Raw genomic sequence first — 18,439 nt, 5'->3', positions numbered from 1 at the left:
TAATTGGAAACATTAATTTATCTATTATTAAAAAGTGATTTAAGGGGAAATTTAGAGAATGTACATACCTATTAGTGAATTAAATTTTGGATTTAATGATGCAATTAACTATAGACGTCGTGAAAATAAGAACGCTTTTAATCAGCTATTTGTAAAGAATGAAAAGCTCGATGATTTAATGAAATTATCTACTTATTTTCTCATAGGAGATAAGGGTACTGGTAAAACAGCATATGCTGTATGGTTAAGTAATAACGAATATAAAAATACGAGCTCAACACTCAACTATATTGGTGAGACGGAATATCAAAAATTTGTAACTTTAAAAAGGGAAAAGAACCTAACTCTTTCTGACTATACAAATATTTGGAAAGTAATAATTCTTTTCTCTGTACACGACAAATTTCACAGAACCCTTATCCTATCAGGATTCTGCTTTCTTAAAATTGCCAAAATTTCCTTAAACTCTTCTTTTTTCCCAAAACCAATTAAACGCTGAATCGCCATTTGAACATAGTCTAAACCATAGCGAAATAAACTCATTGAGAGTCGTCCATGCTTCTTTATTTTTATCGCTTTTTTTTGATTATGTTGCCATTCACCCGTTAAGTAACACCAACAGAAGCTTATAGCTAACACCGCAATCAATTTTTTCACTCGTCTAGGGTCTGTCAAGCGCGTATTTTCAAGATTAAACCCGCGTCCTTTGAGACAACTGAATAAGGTTTCAATTTCCCAGCGTAATGCATAATCCTGAATAGCATTGGCATTAAACTGAGGAGAAACGACGAGTAAAAGCTCTCCATTTTCTAACTGTAGTGCACTTATATATAGTTTCACCCGACCAACCAAAATCCGTCGTTTACGACATTCAATTTGACCAACTTTAAGATGGCGAAATAAATCACTAATTTTATGATTCTTTCCTAAATGATTGGTGACAATGAAGTTTTTTTAACACGAATGCAGAAGTTGATGTCTTGTTCAATTAACCATGTAAACCACTGCTCACCGATAAACTCTCTGTCTGCGAACACATTCACAATACGGTCTTTACCAAAAATGGCTATAAAGCGTTGAATCAAAGCAATACGCTCTTTCGTATCTGAATTTCCACGTTTATTAAGCAATGTCCAAAGGATAGGTATCGCTATTCCACGATAAACGATTGCGAGCATCAGGATATTAATATTTCGTTTTCCCCATTTCCAATTGGTTCTATCTAAAGTCAGTTGCACTTGGTCGAATGAAAACATATTGAAAATCAACTGAGAAATTTGACGATAATCAAAATACTGACCTGCAAAGAAGCGCTGCATACGTCGATAAAATGATTGTGGTAAACACTTGATGGGCAAGGCTTTAGATGCAGAAGAAAGATTACATGTTTGCTTTAAAATAATCACAAGCATGATGAGCGCAAAGCACTTTAAATGTGACTTGTTCCATTTTAGAGATTTGTTTAAGATAAGATATAACTCATTGAGATGTGTCATAGTATTCGTCGTTAGAAAACAATTATTGTGACATTATTTCAATGAGTTATCTATTTTTGTCGTGTACAGAGAATTCTTTTATTAGTTTCTAAGCATGTTTATGAGAAAGAAGGTAAAGAAAACATAATTAACCCGAATCGCGGATAAGAAATAAACTTGAAAATAAGAAGACTAGAGCCATCAGTTGAGTTACCACACAAAACTCACAACTCTAGTCCTAATGTTCAATAGTACCGAATTATTCTGCGTAATTGATGATTTCTTTCTTAAATTTGAAGCAACTTATTGGAACTTTCTCAAACAAAATAACCATTCTTTAAGAATCAGACGTGCTCATCTGACGATCTCAGAAATCTGCTTTATTGCCATTTGGTATAAATGTTCTTATTTCAGCAATTTCAAAGCCTTTTTCACATGGTTAAAAGAAGATAAAAGACATTTGTTTAAAAGCTTACCATGTTACCAACGGATGATTCATCTGATCAATATGCACCAATTAGCAATACATGCTTTACATGTGGCTCTGATGAAAGGTCAAAATACCCAATATTTGTGGATTGATTCAACGACTTTGCCAGTCTGTAAAAATCAACGTATTCAACGCCATAAATCATTAGCTCAAATAGCATCTCGTGGTAAAAGCTCAATGGGCTGGTTTTATGGCTGTAAGCTACATATTGCGATGAACCCATTTGGTGAAATCGCTTGTTCTGCTTTATCAAATGGGCATATAGCTGACATAAAAATGGTTGAGCAATTGGCTGACGGCTTAGAAGCAAAGCTATATGGAGATCGTGGTTATATCAGCCAGGAACTAAAAAGCAGGTTAAAAGATCAAGGTATTGATTTGATTACTTACCATCGAAAAAACATGCAATCCATCCAACTATCTGCATCAGATGAATATCACTTAAGACAACGAAATAAGATAGAAACGTTATTCAGCTTATTGAAAGGACAATACAATTTAGTGACGAGTAAAGCTCGTAGTATTCATGGATTTCTGAGTGGGATTTACGCATCGTTATGTGCATATCAACTTAATCATGAAAATAAACCAACAATTCAAATTATGGAATCATTGGCTTAAGCGGGATTCGGGTTAATTAATAAATATATTAAATTCCGTGCAGTCAATAAAGCTATAGATGCTTACTATGAAGGTGCATTTTCTCCTGAAATTATGAATGCTATTGAGTTTGTACATGACTCATCTGTATCAGCAGAATTACTAAGTGAATACGCTAACTTAGAAGGAATTACTAGTGTTAAGAAAACATTTACAGAAAGCCGTTATCAAACAAACTTACTCTATATACAAAGAAAATTTGAAGACTCTTTAAGATCCTTGAATCTCTCAAAAAATCATACTATTTTTATTGATGGTATTGATTTACGCCCTTCTGGAATTGACTATAGTGATTATTTAGAGTGTGTGAAAGGTTTAGCGAATGCTGTTTGGTCGATTAATAATGATTTTTTCTCCACTATTAATGATTCTAAAGGAAGATTAAAAGCCACAATTTTATTAAGACCTGATATTTTTAATGCCATTGGACTTCAAAATGCTAATAACCGTATTCGAGACAATGCATTATATCTAGATTGGAGGATACCTTTTAACAGATTTGAATATTCTGAATTGTATAAACTTCCAAATCGACTTTTATCAATAGGGCAGCCCAAAGATCTCCCAGATGATTCATTCTGGGACCACTATTTCCCTTATAAAGTAAAAGTACAAGGTACTGAGGAACATTCTTTTATTTCATTTTTGAGATTTTCATATTTTAGACCTAGAGATATTGTAACTATGTTAAATATCTTGAAAGAACTCCATCGTGAAAGTGGATCAAAAAGAAACTACTTTATTGAAGAAGATTTCAGAGATCCTCATTTTAGAAGAAGATATTCAGAATACTTACTGGGAGAGGTAAAAGATCATTTATCTTTTTATTATTCAGATAAAGATTATGATCTTTTCCTTAAGTTCTTCGAGTTTTTAAAAGGTGACTACTCATTTACTTATGATGAATACACTATATGCTTCCAAAAATTTCTTCACTTTGTAGATGAACAAGATATTGCAAGACCGGCATTCTTAGATAAAGAGGGAGATTTCTTACAGTTCTTATTTGAATTGAATATCATTTTTTGCATAGAAGAAGCGGAAGATGGAAAAAAGTTTTTCTTTTGGTGTTTTAAAGATCGAAATGTTTCCAATATTAATCCACGTGTGAAAACTAATTGTAAATATGAAATCTTTTATGGTCTTGGCAAGGCGCTAAACATGGGCAAACAGTTCATAGAATCATAATGCCTCTAGAATAAAGGGTATCTATGATGCCCTTTATTTTAAATAATTTTTTTATGCAAAATCTATTTTATTTATAATTCCCCGACACCTTCACATAATTCTGCGCTGAATACGGTAAAAATGCTTTTTCTTTATCGGTTAGGGGGCGGACTTTTTTGACTGGACTGCCCACATATAAATAACCACTTTCCAAAACCTTATTTGGTGGAACAAGTGAACCAGCACCAATCATCACATCATCTTCAACAATTACATCATCTAAAATAATCGTACCTATACCGACTAAAACACGATTACCAATGGTACAACCGTGTAATTTCACATGATGACCAATTGTCACATCTTCACCAATAATCAGTGGAGAACCCTCAGGTTTATCGGCTTTTTTATGACTCACATGCAACATTGAGTGATCTTGCACATTAGAGTTTTTACCAATACGAATATGGTTTACATCACCACGAATCACAGCAAATGGCCAAACCGAAACATTTTCAGCCAATACAACATCGCCAATCAAGACTGACATTTCATCGATATAGCAAGAGTCAGCAATACGTGGAACAGTGTCTAAATAAGGGCGAATGTTTTGGCTCATAGGAAAGTCATCTACAGGTTTTTAGGCAGTATAAAATAAAAAAGCACCTAGACCGAAATCTAGATGCTTTCACTTTAGTCTTAATATCGAGTTTTCATCAAATTTAGAATAAGTTACTAAAGAATTGTTTGATGTGATCAATCATTTTTGCAAAGAAACCAGCTTCTTCGACATTTTGTAGAGCGACAAGTGGTTTTTCAGCAATGACTTTGCCATTAAGCGTTGCAACGTATTTACCAACCACTTGACCTTGTTTTAAAGGAGCAGTTAATTTTGGTTGAACAACCAATTGAGTTTTAATGGCGTTCGCTTCGCCTTTAGGCATCGTCACGTTAAAGTTTTCAGCTAGACCTACTTGAACTTCATTGTCTTTACCGTACCAAACTTTTGCTTTTGCAAGCACTTGTTTAGCAGGTTGAACTTTTACAGTTTCAAAGTTTGCATAACCCCAAGCTAAAATTTCACGTGTTTGAGATGCACGTTCGTTCATGCTTGGCGCACCAAAGATCACTGAAATTAAACGTAAAGGACCACGTTTAGCTGAAGTCGTTAAGCAGTAGCCCGCTTCTTCAGTATGGCCAGTTTTTAAACCATCTACACTTGGGTCAGTATAAAGCAGGGCATTACGGTTGCCTTGCTTAATGCCATTGAACGTAAATTCTTTTTCAGAGTAGATCGGATAGTATTTTGAACTGTCATGAATGATATGTTGCGCTAGAGTCGCCATATCTTTGGCAGTCGAGAAATGACCTTCAGCTGGCATACCTGTCGCATTGATGAATTGAGTATTCACCATGCCAATACGTTTCGCTTCTTGGTTCATCATGTGGGCAAAGGTGCCTTCATTGCCAGCAATATGTTCTGCCATAGCTTTAGAAGCGTCGTTACCCGACTGAATGATAATGCCACGTAACATTTCTAATGCAGTTGCAGTACCGTTGAGCGGAACGTACATACATGACTCAGTGCTACTGCCGCGACACCAAGCCGACTCATTCATACGTACTTTTTCATTTTCAGTTAGTTCACCGCTTAACAACTTTTGTTCAATGATGTAACTAGTCATCATTTTTGTCATTGAAGCAGGAGCTAATTTTTCGTTTTCATTTTTAGAAGCAAGGATTTGCCCTGTCTCATAGTCCATCAGCACATAAGATTTATTATTTAATTCAGGTGGTGCAGAAAGGACAGTTGCCGCGAATGAAAAACTAGGTGCAAGTAGTAATGCGGCAAGGGCGGTTTTTCGGGTCATTCTGGGTGGTTCCAATAACTTAGGTATAAGCACAAAGAGCCTAGCATTTTAGGACAAAGCTAGGCTGACTTCTACGGGTGAGAAAGGCTTATTTTAAAAGTATTGTAACCAATTGGTATTATTTGCTGTAAGCAGTCAATTCTTTGCAAATCGCACCATTTTTCTTATCGCCAGCTTTCTTTGCATCAGACTGCGCTTCTTTTAAAGCGTCTTTAAAACTTTTTTGTTTGCTGAGTTGCTGTAAAGCATTTACTGGGTTCTTTTCATTCGGCATATATTCTTTAGCTAATTTTGCATAACCCGCTTCAAACTTTGGTTGATCTTTGTCATTCACCAATTTTGGGCAGACTTCAGATAGTACATAGATAGCTGCAAGTTCTTGACTAGTCACTTGAGGTGTAGGGGTGACTTCAATTTTTTCATCTGCGGCATGTGCAGACATGGTAGTGAAAGCAAAAGCAGAAAGGCTAAGGGCACAAAGAGATTTTACAAAGGAGTTTTTCATTTAAATAACCTGTTAAATAACCTAAAAGATATCAAATAGCTAAAATTTATTAGCCAAGCTTAATCATATTTTGGGTAGAGATCAGTAGAAAATTGTATTGAAGCTGTTTAGAAATCAATACATTGTGAAAGAAAAAAGGATGAGGCTATAAGGCTTCATCCTTTTTTTGGCAGGTTTGATGCAATTAGGACTAACCTATTGAGAGGGCGTCCAAATCTGAATGATCAATTAACCTTCATAATTTAAAACGTCATCACAAACTGATTTTTGTTCAGCTTTATCAGTTTCTTTAGCAGCTTGACGTGCTTCTTCAAGAACTGATTTATATTCGCTGTCAGACTGTAGTTTTTCTAAAGTCATTGATTTATCAGAATAATCAGCAAGATATGTTTTAGTGAGTGCTTGAATGTTGGCATCAAATTTTGCATTTTGACCAATAATCGCAGGGCATACTTCTAACATGACTTGTGCAGATGCAATGTCTTCTTTTACGATGGTATTGGCTTCTTCTTGAGTGAAGTCATTGTCTGCGACCACAGTTTGAGTCATGCAAGCTGCTAGAGCAAAGCCCAATAAACCACGAAGTGCTACGGTTTTATTCATTTTGTACACACACATTTATGCTGGATGTTGAAATGTAAATATATATAATTATTCATATATTTCAATAAAATGTTCTTGCGAGTCATTTTTAATTTTTTAGTAATGGAAATTTAGTTGTGAATATTTTAATTGCCAATGATGATGGCGTTTTTGCTCCCGGTATCCAAGCTTTAGCACATGCATTGCGTCCTCTCGGTCGTGTGGTGATCGTGGCGCCTGAAAGCGAACGCAGCGGTTTTTCAAGTGCTTTAACTTTAGATCGACCATTACGACCTGTCGAAATTGCACCGAATATGTGGGCGGTAAATGGTACACCTGCGGACTGTGTGTATTTATCAATGAATGGCTTGTTCGACTTCGAATTTGATCTGGTGGTGAGTGGAATCAATAGTGGCGCAAATCTGGGTGATGATGTGCTGTATTCAGGGACAGTGGGTGCGGCATTTGAAGGCCGTTTAATGAAACAACCTGCGCTAGCCGTCTCTTTGGCTGGGCCAAATGTGCGTAGTTATAATAACCCAGAAGATTATGCAGTCGCCGCGCAATGGGTGCATGATTTTATTGCCAATGGACTACCCGCGCTACCTGCACGACATATTTTTAATATTAATATTCCAGATGTTGCTGAACTTCAAGGCACCAAAGTGACCTATCAAGGAAGACGTTTACAGTCCAAACCGATTACCAGTCATGTAGACCCGCGTGGTCGTCAAGTCTATTGGATTGGATTGGCAGGCGAGGCAGTGGCAGAGCCTAAGAAAGGCTTAACGCATATCGAATCAGACTTCTTTGCAGTTGCAAATGGTTATGTCAGTGTAACGCCTATACAAATGGATGCTACAAACTATGAGATTTTGAATAACTTGCACTCAGAGTTATCTAAATCTTAAGTATTAATGTTATAACTTTGTGAAAATGGTTATGCCGCAACTTTTTTAGAGTGGATTTTTGCTAATCTTAGCCCATTCATAATGACTATATTTGAATTATTAGTGAGGAAGATGATGTCCCTGGTGTCACAATATCGCGTTATTGCCGCTCCTGCAGCATTATTTAAGACCCTTGTTTTATCTGCTGCGGTTGTTACGACTTTGGTCATGACTGGCTGTGCGTCAAAACCACAAATTAATAATGCGACCCGTTATGCGACTGCTCCGGATTATTATACAGTTCGTTCGGGAGATACTTTAAGTGGCATTGCCGCTCGCTATGGTTTGAGCTATGTCAGCATTGCAGAAATGAACGATATTGCGCAGCCTTATCGCATCTATGTTGGACAATCCATTCGCCTTAAAAATGGCGGCTCACGTCGTACAACGTCTACGCAAGCCATGACTCAAGCGGCACCAATTCAACGCCAAACGATTGCAATGCCAACGCAAACAGCACCCGTGACACAAGCTTCAACCACACCGTCGACAGTGACGCGAACTACTGTACCAACTCCTGTGGTCAGTTCATCTAGTTTACGATGGGTGAGTCCAGTATCACGTCCTACGGTATTACAAGGTTATAACTTAGCATCGAATGTGAAAGGAACACGTTACGCAGGCAATACGGGTGACGCTATTTTTGCAGCAGCTGATGGTCAAGTGGTCTATGCAGCCGATGGTCTTAAAGAGTACGGCAATTTAATTTTGGTGAAGCACATTAATGGCTATATCACCGCATATGCACATAACAGTAAAATGAATGTCAAAAGTGGTGATACTGTGAAAGCAGGGCAGCAAATTGGTGAGATGGGTTCATCGGGTACAAACCGTACGATGCTTGAGTTTCAGGTGCGTTTAGATGGTAAACCAATCAATCCAACTGCAGTTTTACCAAATAATTAAATATATAATGCAAAAGCAAAATATCCCCGTATAATACAATGAGTTGCTTTTATCGAAAGATGAAGCTTCTCATAAGTTTATGAGGGAAATTTATGTTAGATCAACTTCGAGCAATGGGTGTCTTTGCTTGCGTTGTGGAAAAAAATTCGTTTAGCGGTGCTGCTCGTGAGTTAGGTATTACCACGAGTGCCGTGAGTCAGCAAATCCGTTCACTAGAGCAGGATATGGAAGTCATTCTTTTACATCGTTCAACACGTAAGTTGAGTTTGACAGAAGCTGGACAAGCTTTTTTTCATAGTTGCCAAGAGATGCTATCTGCCGCAGAGCGCGGCAAAATTCGTATCAATGAGCTTCGTGACGACTTAGTCGGTGAATTACGTATTGCATCGACACCAGAACTTTGTGCGAATCATGTGATTCCTGCATTGTCACATTGGATGTCTGCACATCGCGGTTTATCCGTTCATCTAGAAGCAGATAATCAATATATCGACTTAATTGATGGCCGCATTGATATTGCGCTACGAATGAGTTCAAAAATTGATGATCAACAGTTTCATGTGGTGCCATTGGCACATGTTGAACAAGTTCTCGTTGCAGCACCAAGCTATATCAACCAAACCAGTTTAATTACACGACCAGAAGATTTACAAAATCATGATATGGTTCAAATAAATTTGGTTAAAAACTTTCAGCATTTTGCATTTGAAAATGCAGTGACTAAAGAGCAGGTTGCATTGGATGTGCACTCCCGATTTACAACAAATAATGTATTTGCTGCAAAAGCAATGTGTCAACAAGGACATGGCATTGCAAGAATATTATATCTAGATACGCAAAAAGACTTATTAAACGGTTCTCTTGTTGAAGTTTTACCAGAATGGCGTTTACCATCATTTACTCTATATGCGGTGATGTCTAAACGTGATCAACAGCCTACTAAAATTCATCGTTGCCTAGATGCATTAAAATTGTATTTCAGTCAATTACCAGGCGGACGTGTATACCAAGAAGCCTCATAAAAACAAAAAAGGTTTAAAAAGATATAAAAAAAGCCGCAATCAGCGGCTTTTTTTACTTTCGGCACAAATTACGCTAGAAAGTTTTTCACCATTTTAACAATGCGTTCAATCAAGATATCCGCTTGTTTTTTATTGATGTTCAGCGTAGGTAATAAACGAATCACAGAGCCTGCTGTTACGTTAATAATCAAGTGATGCTCATCACGTGCAATATTCACAAGTTCGCCACATGCTTTTGGTAATTCAATGCCGACCATTAAACCAAAACCACGAACAGTTACGTTTTGCTCTGCAAGTTGCTCTGTGAATTGCTCAACAAGATACGCCCCCATATTTGCAGCATTTTCAACAAGGTTTTCCTTTTGAATGGTATCAATCACGGTATAAACCACACGTGAACCTAATGCAGTACCGCTATAAGTTGAACCGTGGTTACCCGCTGTTAAAACGCCAACACCACGACCTTGAGTCATGACTGCGCCGATAGGGAAGCCATTACCCAGACCTTTAGCTGTAGTTAGCACGTCAGGAACAATATTGGTGTGTTGATACGCAAAGTATTTACCTGTACGACCATTACCTGTTTGCACTTCATCAAGCATCATTAACCAGTTATGTTGATTACAGATTTGACGAATTTCTTCGAGGTAGCTAAAACCTTGAGGTGCAGTATTTACACCACCTTCACCTTGGATCGGCTCAACCAAAATCGCGACGATGTCAGGGTGGTGAATCGCCGCTTCTTCAATCGCTTCGATATCACCGAAAGGTACACGAATAAAACCTTCAACCAATGGGCCAAAGCCTTCTTGAACTTTTTTGTTACCTGTCGCAGATAGGGTTGCCATGGTACGACCATGGAATGAATGATCAGCAACAATAATTTTAGGGCTTGCAACACCTTGCATATGACCAAATTTACGTGCAATTTTGATTGCACCTTCATTTGATTCTGCACCACTATTTGAGAAGAAAACTTCTTCCATCCCAGCGACTTGTGCTAATTTTTGCGCAGCAGCCGTTTGCCAAGGCACTTCAAATAAGTTACTGGTATGAATGAGGGTCGCTGCCTGTTCAGCAATTGCAGCTGTAATTGCAGGATGTGAGTGACCTAAACCACAAACAGCGATCCCTGTCAGTGCGTCTAAGTATTCTGTGCCATCTGCGGTATACAGGTGAGCACCTTGACCTCGGACAAAGCTGATCGGTTGGCGGCCAAATACTGGCATCAAGTGCGATGGTTGATCAGTTTGTACTGGGGCAAGGGTAATGTTATTCATGACTAACTCTAATTTGTCAGGTGATTGAAATAATATAGAGGAGACGCCATATATATATGAGCATCAAGAGGTCTATATAAGCAAAATATGACTCACTTGAAAAGCTGAAATGTAAATAAAACGTGAAATATTGCTTTAGTCATATTGTTTTACTCAGTTTTGGGTATAATGCGAAGCAGATTTATTGAGGATATATCAATGACTGAACAAGCACGCGATACAGAAGCGTTAATTCGTGACCAAATTGCTAAACACGCAGTTCTACTTTACATGAAAGGCACTCCACAGTTTCCACAGTGTGGTTTCTCTGCGCGTGCAGTAGAAGCGCTCAGTCAAATTGGTCGTCCGTTTGCTTATGTAAATATTCTTGAAAATCAAGATATTCGCGCAACTCTTCCACAAATTGCAAACTGGCCGACTTTCCCACAATTATGGATCAATGGTGAGTTGATCGGTGGTAGCGACATTATGCTTGATATGTTCCAAAAAGGTGAATTACAACCTTTAGTTGAACAATATAGCCCAGCTCCTGAAGCTTAATTGGATGTGTATTTGATGATTTTGATCATTGGATACAGATAAAAATAGCGCCTTTAAGGCGCTTTTTTTATGACTTATTTATCAAAAAAGTCGTGGTTTATGCGTTTTTCCACCATCCCCATACGCATTTAAAGCACAAAGGGTGGTGGAAAAATCAACAAATGAATAAACTCATCGAAGATTTATGACGGACTGTCTTCAGTCGGACTTTCTTCAACACGTTGCTCGTTTTCAGCAGTCCCATTTTTAGCAGTGCTGTCTTGAGCTTCAGACTTCTTTGCCTTTTTATCTTTATTCTTTTTTGACTTCTTCTTTTTTTTCTTTTTCTTTGGCTCTTCTTCCTCAAACTCAGCACCGTCTTCAATCGCTTGCCAGTACTCAAGTTGCTCCATGACAGCAGCGTAGATTGAGCCTTTGCTATAACGACCTTTTTTATCAAGAGTGCCTACTGGACGCGCCATCAAAATTTCTAATGCTTGGTCAATGGTATCTATGGCGTGAATATGGAATTGACCTTGTTGCACAGCTTCAATCACATCTTTGCGTAACATTAAGTGCTGCATATTTTGGCGTGGAATAATCACACCTTGCTTGCCTGTTAACCCTTGTAATTTACATGCATCATAGAAGCCTTCAATCTTGGCATTTACACCCCCAATCGGTTGAACTTGACCCAATTGGTTCATTGAACCGGTAATCGCCCAAGATTGATCGATCGGTAATTGGCTAATAGCGGAAATCAGTGCTGAAAGCTCTGCAACAGTTGCGCTGTCGCCATCCACTTGACCATAGCTTTGCTCAAAGGCGAGGGCAGCAGAGAAATGTAAAATTTGTTCACGACCAAAGTGTGCCTTTAAGAAACTCGACATCAATAGGACGCCTTTGGCATGCAGAGAACCACCGAGTTCTACGCTACGTTCGATATCTAAAATATCGCCACCGCCTTGATAAACCGAAGCCGTTAAACGTGACGGTAAACCAAATTCAACATCAGCATATTGAATCACAGAGAGGGCGTTAATCTGCCCGAATCGATGACCTTTGGTTTCGATTAACTGTGTACCGCGAGTGAGATCTTGCCAATATAATTCACGTAAGTAGCCTAGACGGTATTTACGATGATCAAGAGCGGTGTTGATATGTGTTTCTGTCACCATTTTATCGCCAGCAAGTGCTGCATGATGATGTGCTTCACGAATCAAATCACCTAAGGTGAGGGCATGTAATGACAAAGAGCTTTGATCTTCAGCTTGACGACTTGAATCAGTTAACAGTGCAGCAAGTGCTGTACGGTCAAACGGCAGAAGTTTGTCTGTTTGCACATAGTCAGCAATCAGCTGCATATATGCCTGCTCATTAATGTCATTACGTTGTAATGTATCGGTAAAATCGGCACGAATTTTAAAGACACTGCCCAGCTCAGGTTCGAGTTCTAAAATATCGTAATAAATATCAGGTTCAGCAAGCAGGATCACTTTGATATTTAAATCAATAGCTTCAGGTTCAATCGAAATACTGCCTGTCAATGTAAGCATATGTTCAAGTGAAGACAGCTTTAAATGTCCTGACTTTAATGCACGTTTTAGACCTTGCCATGCATAAGGCTGCTCTAAAAGTTGTTCAGCTTCCAAGATGAGGAATCCACCATTGGCCTTATGCAATGCACCAGGACGGATTAACGTAAAGTCTGTGGTGATGGTGCCATTTTGGGTCAGTTGTTCGACATGACCTAGCAAATTGTAATGGGTTGGGAAATCTTCAAAAATAACGGGCGCACCAGCATTTGGTTTGTGTGTGGCGATAATGTTAGCTTGGTAGCGAGATGGCACGCGGTTAAATAGGCCAGGTGTAAAGTCATCTTCTTCTTGCTCAAGCACAAACTCAACATTTTGAATGATGTCATCTGCATATTGCTTCAGATAATCTTCCAAGCCTTCAACCATGCTGAATTTATTTTGAATTACATCAATACGCGGCATGACGACTTGTTTAGCAATTTCACGGTTTAAAACCTGAACTTTATCGCGTGCGTCATCTTCAAGATCACCAAGATGTAGACCAAGACGTTCAAGTTTTTTATCCATATAACGGACGTTTGACGCAATTTCAGCACGTTGTTTGCTGCTTAAAGCATTGATGTCTTCTTTCGACATTTCTTGGTATTTGTTATCGACCAAATGCATCGGAACGAAACAATGATCATCATCCTGAGAAATCAGTTTAAGATCGAGCTCTTCACCTTCTCGGGTTAATTCAACTAAAGCAAGATGTTGTTCATCACCAGCATGTTGGCGAATCATTTCAATGCGATTGTGATAGGTTTCTGCGGTGAAGCGACGTTCAAGCTGTTTTAATATAGTTTGCCAACTTTGATGTAATAACGTTTGGAATTTTGTCGCTTGACCAGAAGGAAGTTTTAGCGCAATCGGTTCACGCGGAAACTTGAAATTATTGACATACACCCAGTCTGAAGGCGTTGGCATATTTTTAGCGTGTTGTTGTAATAAGCGCTTAATCATGGTGCGCTTACCTAAGCCTGCGGTACCTACAGCAAAAATGTTATAGCCTGAGTAGGGTAAGGCAATGCCAGCCTCGACCGAAGCTCGGGCACGATCTTGTCCTAAAAAGTCATTGAGTGGTTTGATCCGCTTGGTAGACGTTGGTATTTTTTTGAGTTCAGGTGTATGCGTCAGCTGAAGTGGCTGCAACTGAGTTTTAGTTAAAGTATTCTGTATTTCGGGTTGATCAAAAGCGCTCTTTAGTGTCGTTACTGTTTCTGCTAAGTTTTTTGTGTTGGTTTCATTAATGGTGGTTGATAAAGAAGAGTGAATTTGTTCAAGTCGCTGGGTCACTGTTGAATCCAAAAAACTAAAGAATAGAGATATGTAATTAAGGTATACAGGTTTAATGCCAAAGATCAAGCAACAGCATGCGAAATATCGATAAAATAAAACAATGATTTCATAAATGTTGTTGAAACCGTTGTCATTAAGCGCTTGAATAGCAATATTCGATTTTGACAAAAATAACTGAGTCATGACAACACAAGCTTCAGGATGGAAATCTGCTTTTACTGCATTTTTAGACCGACGTGCGCTGATTATGCTTTTTCTTGGCTTTTCGGCCGGTATCCCAATTTTGCTGATCTTTTCCAGTTTATCGCTTTGGTTAGGTGAAGCAGGAATTGATAAAAGTGCAGTGACTTTTTTTAGTTGGGCAGCGCTTGGCTATTCGTTTAAGTTTGTTTGGGCGCCATTAATAGATGAGTTACCTGTGCCATTTTTAACCAAACAACTCGGACGTCGCCGTGCATGGTTGTTGATCGCTCAGGTTCTCATTATCTGTGCAATTTGTATCATGGCATTTTCAGACCCAGCTTTAGGGCAAAGCTATATTTACCAAATGGCTGCTGGAGCCGTATTACTTGGTTTTTCTGCCGCAACGCAAGACATTGTGATTGATGCTTATCGTATTGAGTTGGCAGAAACTGAAATGCAGACCGTTTTAGCTTCGACCTATAATGCAGGTTATCGTATCGGCATGATCGTGGCAGGTGCAGGGGCGTTGTTTTTGGCTGCATATTTAGGCACGGCCAAAGGTAACTATATTTATGAAGCTTGGAAATATACTTACCTTGCAATGGCTGCAGTGATGGTTATCGGTATTATCACAACTTTATCGATACGTGAGCCGCAGGTTGACCGTGTACAAAAGCATTATAAACGGACCGACTATTATCGCTTAGTCGCTGTATTCTTTGCTGCGGTGGTTGCCTTTGTTTTGAGTTATATCTATTCAGGCGTTGCGGTTGAAAGCTTGAAAGAGCAGTGGCAAATTTCAGACTCATTTGCATTGTTCTGTTTAGAGGCTGTGCGCTTTATTGGTTCAGCTGTGGTTGCTTTTGGTGTCGGTTCAGTTTTAGTGAAATCGGGTGCTGTAAATAAGCAGATGGCTTTTGAAACTTGGGTCAATCCAGTTGCAGATTTCTTTAAGCGCTATGGTCTAAAACTGGCTTTAGTGCTGTTGTTACTTATTGGTTTTTACCGTATTTCCGATATTATCGCCGGCGTCATTTCTAATGTGTTTTATCAAGATTTAAACTTCTCCAAAGAGCAGATTGCTGAAGCTGTAAAAGTCTATGGTGTGATTTTTAGCTTGGTTGGTGGCTTCCTTGGCGGTTTGCTAGCGCAGCGCATGAACATTATGAAATTAATGTTTGTTGGTGCGATTTTAGCAAGTTCAACAAACTTGATTTTTATCGGTCTGGTCAAATCAGGTCAGCCATTAGGCGATGTCACTGTAAATGTAGCAGGGCAGCACTATACAGCGATACCGGATGATACGGGTGCGTGGGCAGTTCAAATTCCAAAAGCAGTCTTGGCTGCAGATCAAAATATTAAAGTCAGTGCGGATTATCAGTCTAAGAACCAACATCCAATACAGGTGAGTTTGCCGTATCTGAATAATGCTTTTTCAAACTCAGCAATGATGTTGCTGCCAGTGACTTCAGATAACACGATTTCAGCTCAAGAGACTGCAAATAGTATCGTGGTCCGTGGACAATACTTGGCAGGCGAGTTAAAAGAAAATCAAAAAATTCAAATTATTTTGGATGCTAAACCATTCGACGCGAAGCTTGATAAAACCGGTGTTTTTAGTGCTGCAATTCCAGGGCAAGCGCTCGAAACAGCAAAGCAAAAAACATTAACGGCTCAACTGCTAGAAAATGATGTAGTGAAAAAGAGTGTCGATTTAGCATATCAAGTGAATACAGCGGCCAATATGGCGGGTGTGCTTGGTGTTGATATTCAACCGATTAATTTGGCTAGTGCTGAACAAAATGTGGACATCAAAGGTAAGGTCATTAAGCCTTATAGTTCGCTGTGGCTATATTTCGCGATCATTGTCGATAACTTGGCGTCAGGTCTTGCAGGCGCGGCATTTATTGCATTTTTATCGAGCTTGACCAGTGTTTCTTTCACAGCGGTTCAATATGCCATCTTTAGTTCATTAATGACTTTAACCCCTAAAATTTTAGGCGGTTACTCAGGTACGATTGTGACCAATATCGGTTATCCAAACTTTTTCTTGATGACGACTTTAATTGGTATTCCGATTTTAATTTTAGTGGTTTGGGTCGCCAAACTATTGAGAGAACATAAACAAAAATCTAATTCATAATTCAATTTAACTTTAAAAAAGCCTATTCAGTTTGAGTGGGCTTTTTTATTCTAAGCTGTTAAATAGCCTAAGTATATCTGTGGTTTTAGACAAGGATATTTGAAATCAGTGGGTATATGTGCTCTAGACTTAAATTGAACTTTGCATGTTAAATCCCTATAGTATTCAAACATAATGATAGATTTAGGAAACTCGATTATGCGCATGCTGCATACCATGTTACGTGTAGGCAATTTAGAGCGTTCATTGGCGTTCTATACTGAAGTACTCGGTATGACTTTGCTTCGTAAGCGTGATTATGAAGAAGGTCGTTTTACTTTGGCATTTGTGGGCTATGGTGATGAAGAAAATCATACTGTACTCGAGTTAACGCATAACTGGGATACAGATAGTTATGAGTTGGGAAATGCGTATGGCCATATTGCTATTGCAGTAGATGATGCCTACAAGGCTTGTGAAGAAATTAAAGCACGTGGCGGAAACGTGGTACGTGAAGCAGGACCAATGAAAGGTGGTGTGACCGTCATTGCCTTTGTTGAAGATCCCGATGGCTATAAAATTGAGTTGATCCAACAAGACTCAAATGCACGAAATAATTAATCTGCAATCATTAATATAAAGTCATATGTAATGCTGAATATTCTTATTTATAAATTTTTTTGCGTTGAGCTCACTATCAACGTTTAAAATAATGAATATATCGGAGAAAAGCTGGCTTTATTTATATGGCCCAGTAAGATGAAATTTACTCAATGGTAAATTTAGCTTATTGGGCATTTTTGTGCCGATCAGCTTTAAAGGGAAATTTTTACAGGATGTTGTTATGCTAAAAATGTTGGCTTTGGATCGTTTTACCATTCTACTTTTTGTAATGGTCATACTTGCGACTTTTTTGCCTGTCAGTGGTCAAGCTGCAGAAATTTTTGGCTATATTACAACGGCTGCAATTGCCATTTTATTTTTTCTACATGGTGCAAAGTTATCTCGTGAGGCTGTGGTTGAAGGCATAATGCATTGGAAGTTACATGCTTTAGTTTTTGCTTTTACCTTTGCATTATTTCCATTATTGGGTTTAATGGCGAAACCAATCCTCGTGCCGATGTTAGGGCAAGAGTTGTATTGGGGCTTTTTGTTTATGTGCTTTTTACCTTCGACAGTACAGTCTTCTATTGCATTTACTTCGGTAGCACAGGGTAATGTTGCTGGCGCAGTCTGTAGTGCATCATTTTCAAATATTATTGGGATGTTTATTACCCCAGTGATGGTGGCCTATTTTATTCTCGGTCAGTCACAACATAACTATGATCCGACGGCATCTATTATCCAAATTACCCTGTTATTACTCATTCCCTTCATTTTAGGGCAGCTCCTCCGTCCTTGGGTGTTTCCTTATATGAAGAAAATGCCAAAAATCGTCAAGGTATTTGATCAGGGCTCAATTTTGATGGTGGTCTATGGTGCATTCAGTAGTGCAGTGGTGGCAGGGCTATGGCATCAAGTGAGTGGTATGACCTTATTCCTATTGATTGTGGCGTGCTCTGCCTTGTTAACGATCATTATGTTATTGGCGCTATATGTACCACGTTGGTTGGGCTTTAGCCGAGCTGATCAAAAGACGATTTTCTTTTGTGGTTCTAAAAAAACCTTGGCGAGCGGCGTGCCCATGGCACAAATTTTATTTATTGGGCAGCCGATGGGGATGATAGTTTTACCGATTATGATCTTTCACCAAATTCAGTTGATGGTCTGTGGTGTGATTGCCAACCTTTGGGCAAAACAAAGCCGTGGGCAAGAATAGGGCGAGATGAGT

Annotated in this window: 16 protein-coding genes; 9 read left to right on the top strand and 7 right to left on the bottom strand. The window is 38.7% G+C overall.

The genetic code is table 11. The features are described from left to right. Positions 1 to 405 precede the first annotated feature (405 nt). Positions 406 to 1,496 (bottom strand): IS4-like element ISAba1 family transposase gene (locus FTV03_RS06650; protein WP_085940648.1). Its coding sequence is split into 2 segments (ribosomal slippage): positions 406 to 956 and positions 956 to 1,496, totalling 1,092 coding nucleotides; the frame shifts between segments, so codons are not numbered across the junction. Positions 1,497 to 1,716: 220 nt separating this feature from the next. Here FTV03_RS06650 and FTV03_RS06645 point away from each other — a divergent pair. Both FTV03_RS06645 and FTV03_RS06640 read left to right on the top strand, forming a co-directional pair. Then, positions 1,717 to 2,586: an IS982 family transposase gene (locus FTV03_RS06645; protein ID WP_180040636.1), complete on the top strand. Its 870-nt coding sequence runs from the start codon at positions 1,717 to 1,719 to the stop codon at positions 2,584 to 2,586. 15 nt (positions 2,587 to 2,601) lie between these two features. Beyond that, positions 2,602 to 3,813 (top strand): P-loop ATPase, Sll1717 family, encoded by a 1,212-nt coding sequence (locus FTV03_RS06640; protein WP_373687952.1) that lies wholly within the window; start codon positions 2,602 to 2,604, stop codon positions 3,811 to 3,813. A gap of 67 nt (positions 3,814 to 3,880) precedes the next feature. Here FTV03_RS06640 and FTV03_RS06635 read toward each other — a convergent pair whose 3' ends face one another. The 4 genes from FTV03_RS06635 to FTV03_RS06620 form a co-directional block, all read right to left on the bottom strand. Further along, positions 3,881 to 4,411, bottom strand: coding sequence for a gamma carbonic anhydrase family protein (locus FTV03_RS06635; RefSeq protein ID WP_168377838.1), 531 nt, complete (start codon positions 4,409 to 4,411; stop codon positions 3,881 to 3,883). A gap of 103 nt (positions 4,412 to 4,514) precedes the next feature. Further along, positions 4,515 to 5,663 (bottom strand): D-alanyl-D-alanine carboxypeptidase PBP5/6, encoded by a 1,149-nt coding sequence (dacC, locus tag FTV03_RS06630; RefSeq protein WP_078191838.1) that lies wholly within the window; start codon positions 5,661 to 5,663, stop codon positions 4,515 to 4,517. A 118-nt stretch (positions 5,664 to 5,781) separates the two neighbouring features. Continuing rightward, positions 5,782 to 6,168, bottom strand: coding sequence for an MCR_0457 family protein (locus tag FTV03_RS06625; protein ID WP_111884221.1), 387 nt, complete (start codon positions 6,166 to 6,168; stop codon positions 5,782 to 5,784). A gap of 228 nt (positions 6,169 to 6,396) precedes the next feature. After that, positions 6,397 to 6,771, bottom strand: a complete 375-nt coding sequence (locus FTV03_RS06620) for an MCR_0457 family protein (protein ID WP_168377836.1) — start codon at positions 6,769 to 6,771, stop codon at positions 6,397 to 6,399. Positions 6,772 to 6,887: 116 nt separating this feature from the next. On the opposite strand from FTV03_RS06620, the gene surE reads away from it, so the two are divergent. The 3 genes from surE (at position 6,888) to FTV03_RS06605 (ending at position 9,628) form a co-directional block, all read left to right on the top strand. Continuing rightward, complete coding sequence (gene surE, locus FTV03_RS06615) at positions 6,888 to 7,661, top strand: 5'/3'-nucleotidase SurE (RefSeq protein WP_078190173.1); 774 nt, start codon at positions 6,888 to 6,890, stop codon at positions 7,659 to 7,661. 114 nt (positions 7,662 to 7,775) lie between these two features. Next, a complete protein-coding gene (locus FTV03_RS06610) occupies positions 7,776 to 8,606 on the top strand; it encodes a peptidoglycan DD-metalloendopeptidase family protein (protein ID WP_180040634.1) in 831 nt (276 codons plus the stop codon). A gap of 92 nt (positions 8,607 to 8,698) precedes the next feature. Further along, the gene (locus FTV03_RS06605; RefSeq protein ID WP_078190171.1) at positions 8,699 to 9,628 is read left to right on the top strand and encodes a LysR family transcriptional regulator; all 930 of its coding nucleotides are present in this window, start codon (positions 8,699 to 8,701) and stop codon (positions 9,626 to 9,628) included. 68 nt (positions 9,629 to 9,696) lie between these two features. On the opposite strand, the gene FTV03_RS06600 is transcribed toward FTV03_RS06605, so the two are convergent. Next, complete coding sequence (locus tag FTV03_RS06600) at positions 9,697 to 10,908, bottom strand: aspartate aminotransferase family protein (RefSeq protein WP_180040612.1); 1,212 nt, start codon at positions 10,906 to 10,908, stop codon at positions 9,697 to 9,699. Between the two features lie 198 nt (positions 10,909 to 11,106). On the opposite strand from FTV03_RS06600, the gene grxD reads away from it, so the two are divergent. After that, entirely contained in the window at positions 11,107 to 11,448 is a 342-nt protein-coding gene (grxD, locus tag FTV03_RS06595) for a Grx4 family monothiol glutaredoxin (RefSeq protein WP_067762767.1), read from the top strand. Positions 11,449 to 11,630: 182 nt separating this feature from the next. On the opposite strand, the gene FTV03_RS06590 is transcribed toward grxD, so the two are convergent. Further along, positions 11,631 to 14,279, bottom strand: coding sequence for a Lon protease family protein (locus FTV03_RS06590; RefSeq protein ID WP_373687951.1), 2,649 nt, complete (start codon positions 14,277 to 14,279; stop codon positions 11,631 to 11,633). Between the two features lie 205 nt (positions 14,280 to 14,484). On the opposite strand from FTV03_RS06590, the gene FTV03_RS06585 reads away from it, so the two are divergent. The 3 genes from FTV03_RS06585 to FTV03_RS06575 all read left to right on the top strand — a co-directional run bounded on the left by FTV03_RS06585 (position 14,485) and on the right by FTV03_RS06575 (position 18,427). Further along, positions 14,485 to 16,629 carry an MFS transporter gene (locus FTV03_RS06585; RefSeq protein WP_180040608.1) on the top strand — a complete coding sequence of 715 codons (2,145 nt, stop codon included), beginning with the start codon at positions 14,485 to 14,487 and terminating at the stop codon, positions 16,627 to 16,629. A gap of 198 nt (positions 16,630 to 16,827) precedes the next feature. Next, on the top strand, positions 16,828 to 17,229 hold the full coding sequence (gloA, locus tag FTV03_RS06580; protein WP_078190168.1) for a lactoylglutathione lyase: 402 nt from the start codon (positions 16,828 to 16,830) through the stop codon (positions 17,227 to 17,229). Between the two features lie 223 nt (positions 17,230 to 17,452). Then, positions 17,453 to 18,427: a bile acid:sodium symporter family protein gene (locus FTV03_RS06575; protein WP_180026456.1), complete on the top strand. Its 975-nt coding sequence runs from the start codon at positions 17,453 to 17,455 to the stop codon at positions 18,425 to 18,427. Positions 18,428 to 18,439 lie beyond the last annotated feature (12 nt).

Origin of the sequence: Acinetobacter sp. YH12218, from assembly GCF_013417925.1 — a bacterium.
GTDB classification, from domain to species: Bacteria; Pseudomonadota; Gammaproteobacteria; order Pseudomonadales; family Moraxellaceae; genus Acinetobacter; species Acinetobacter amyesii.
Note: the sequence above shows the minus strand (reverse complement) of the source record. Positions and strands in the feature narration are given on the sequence as shown.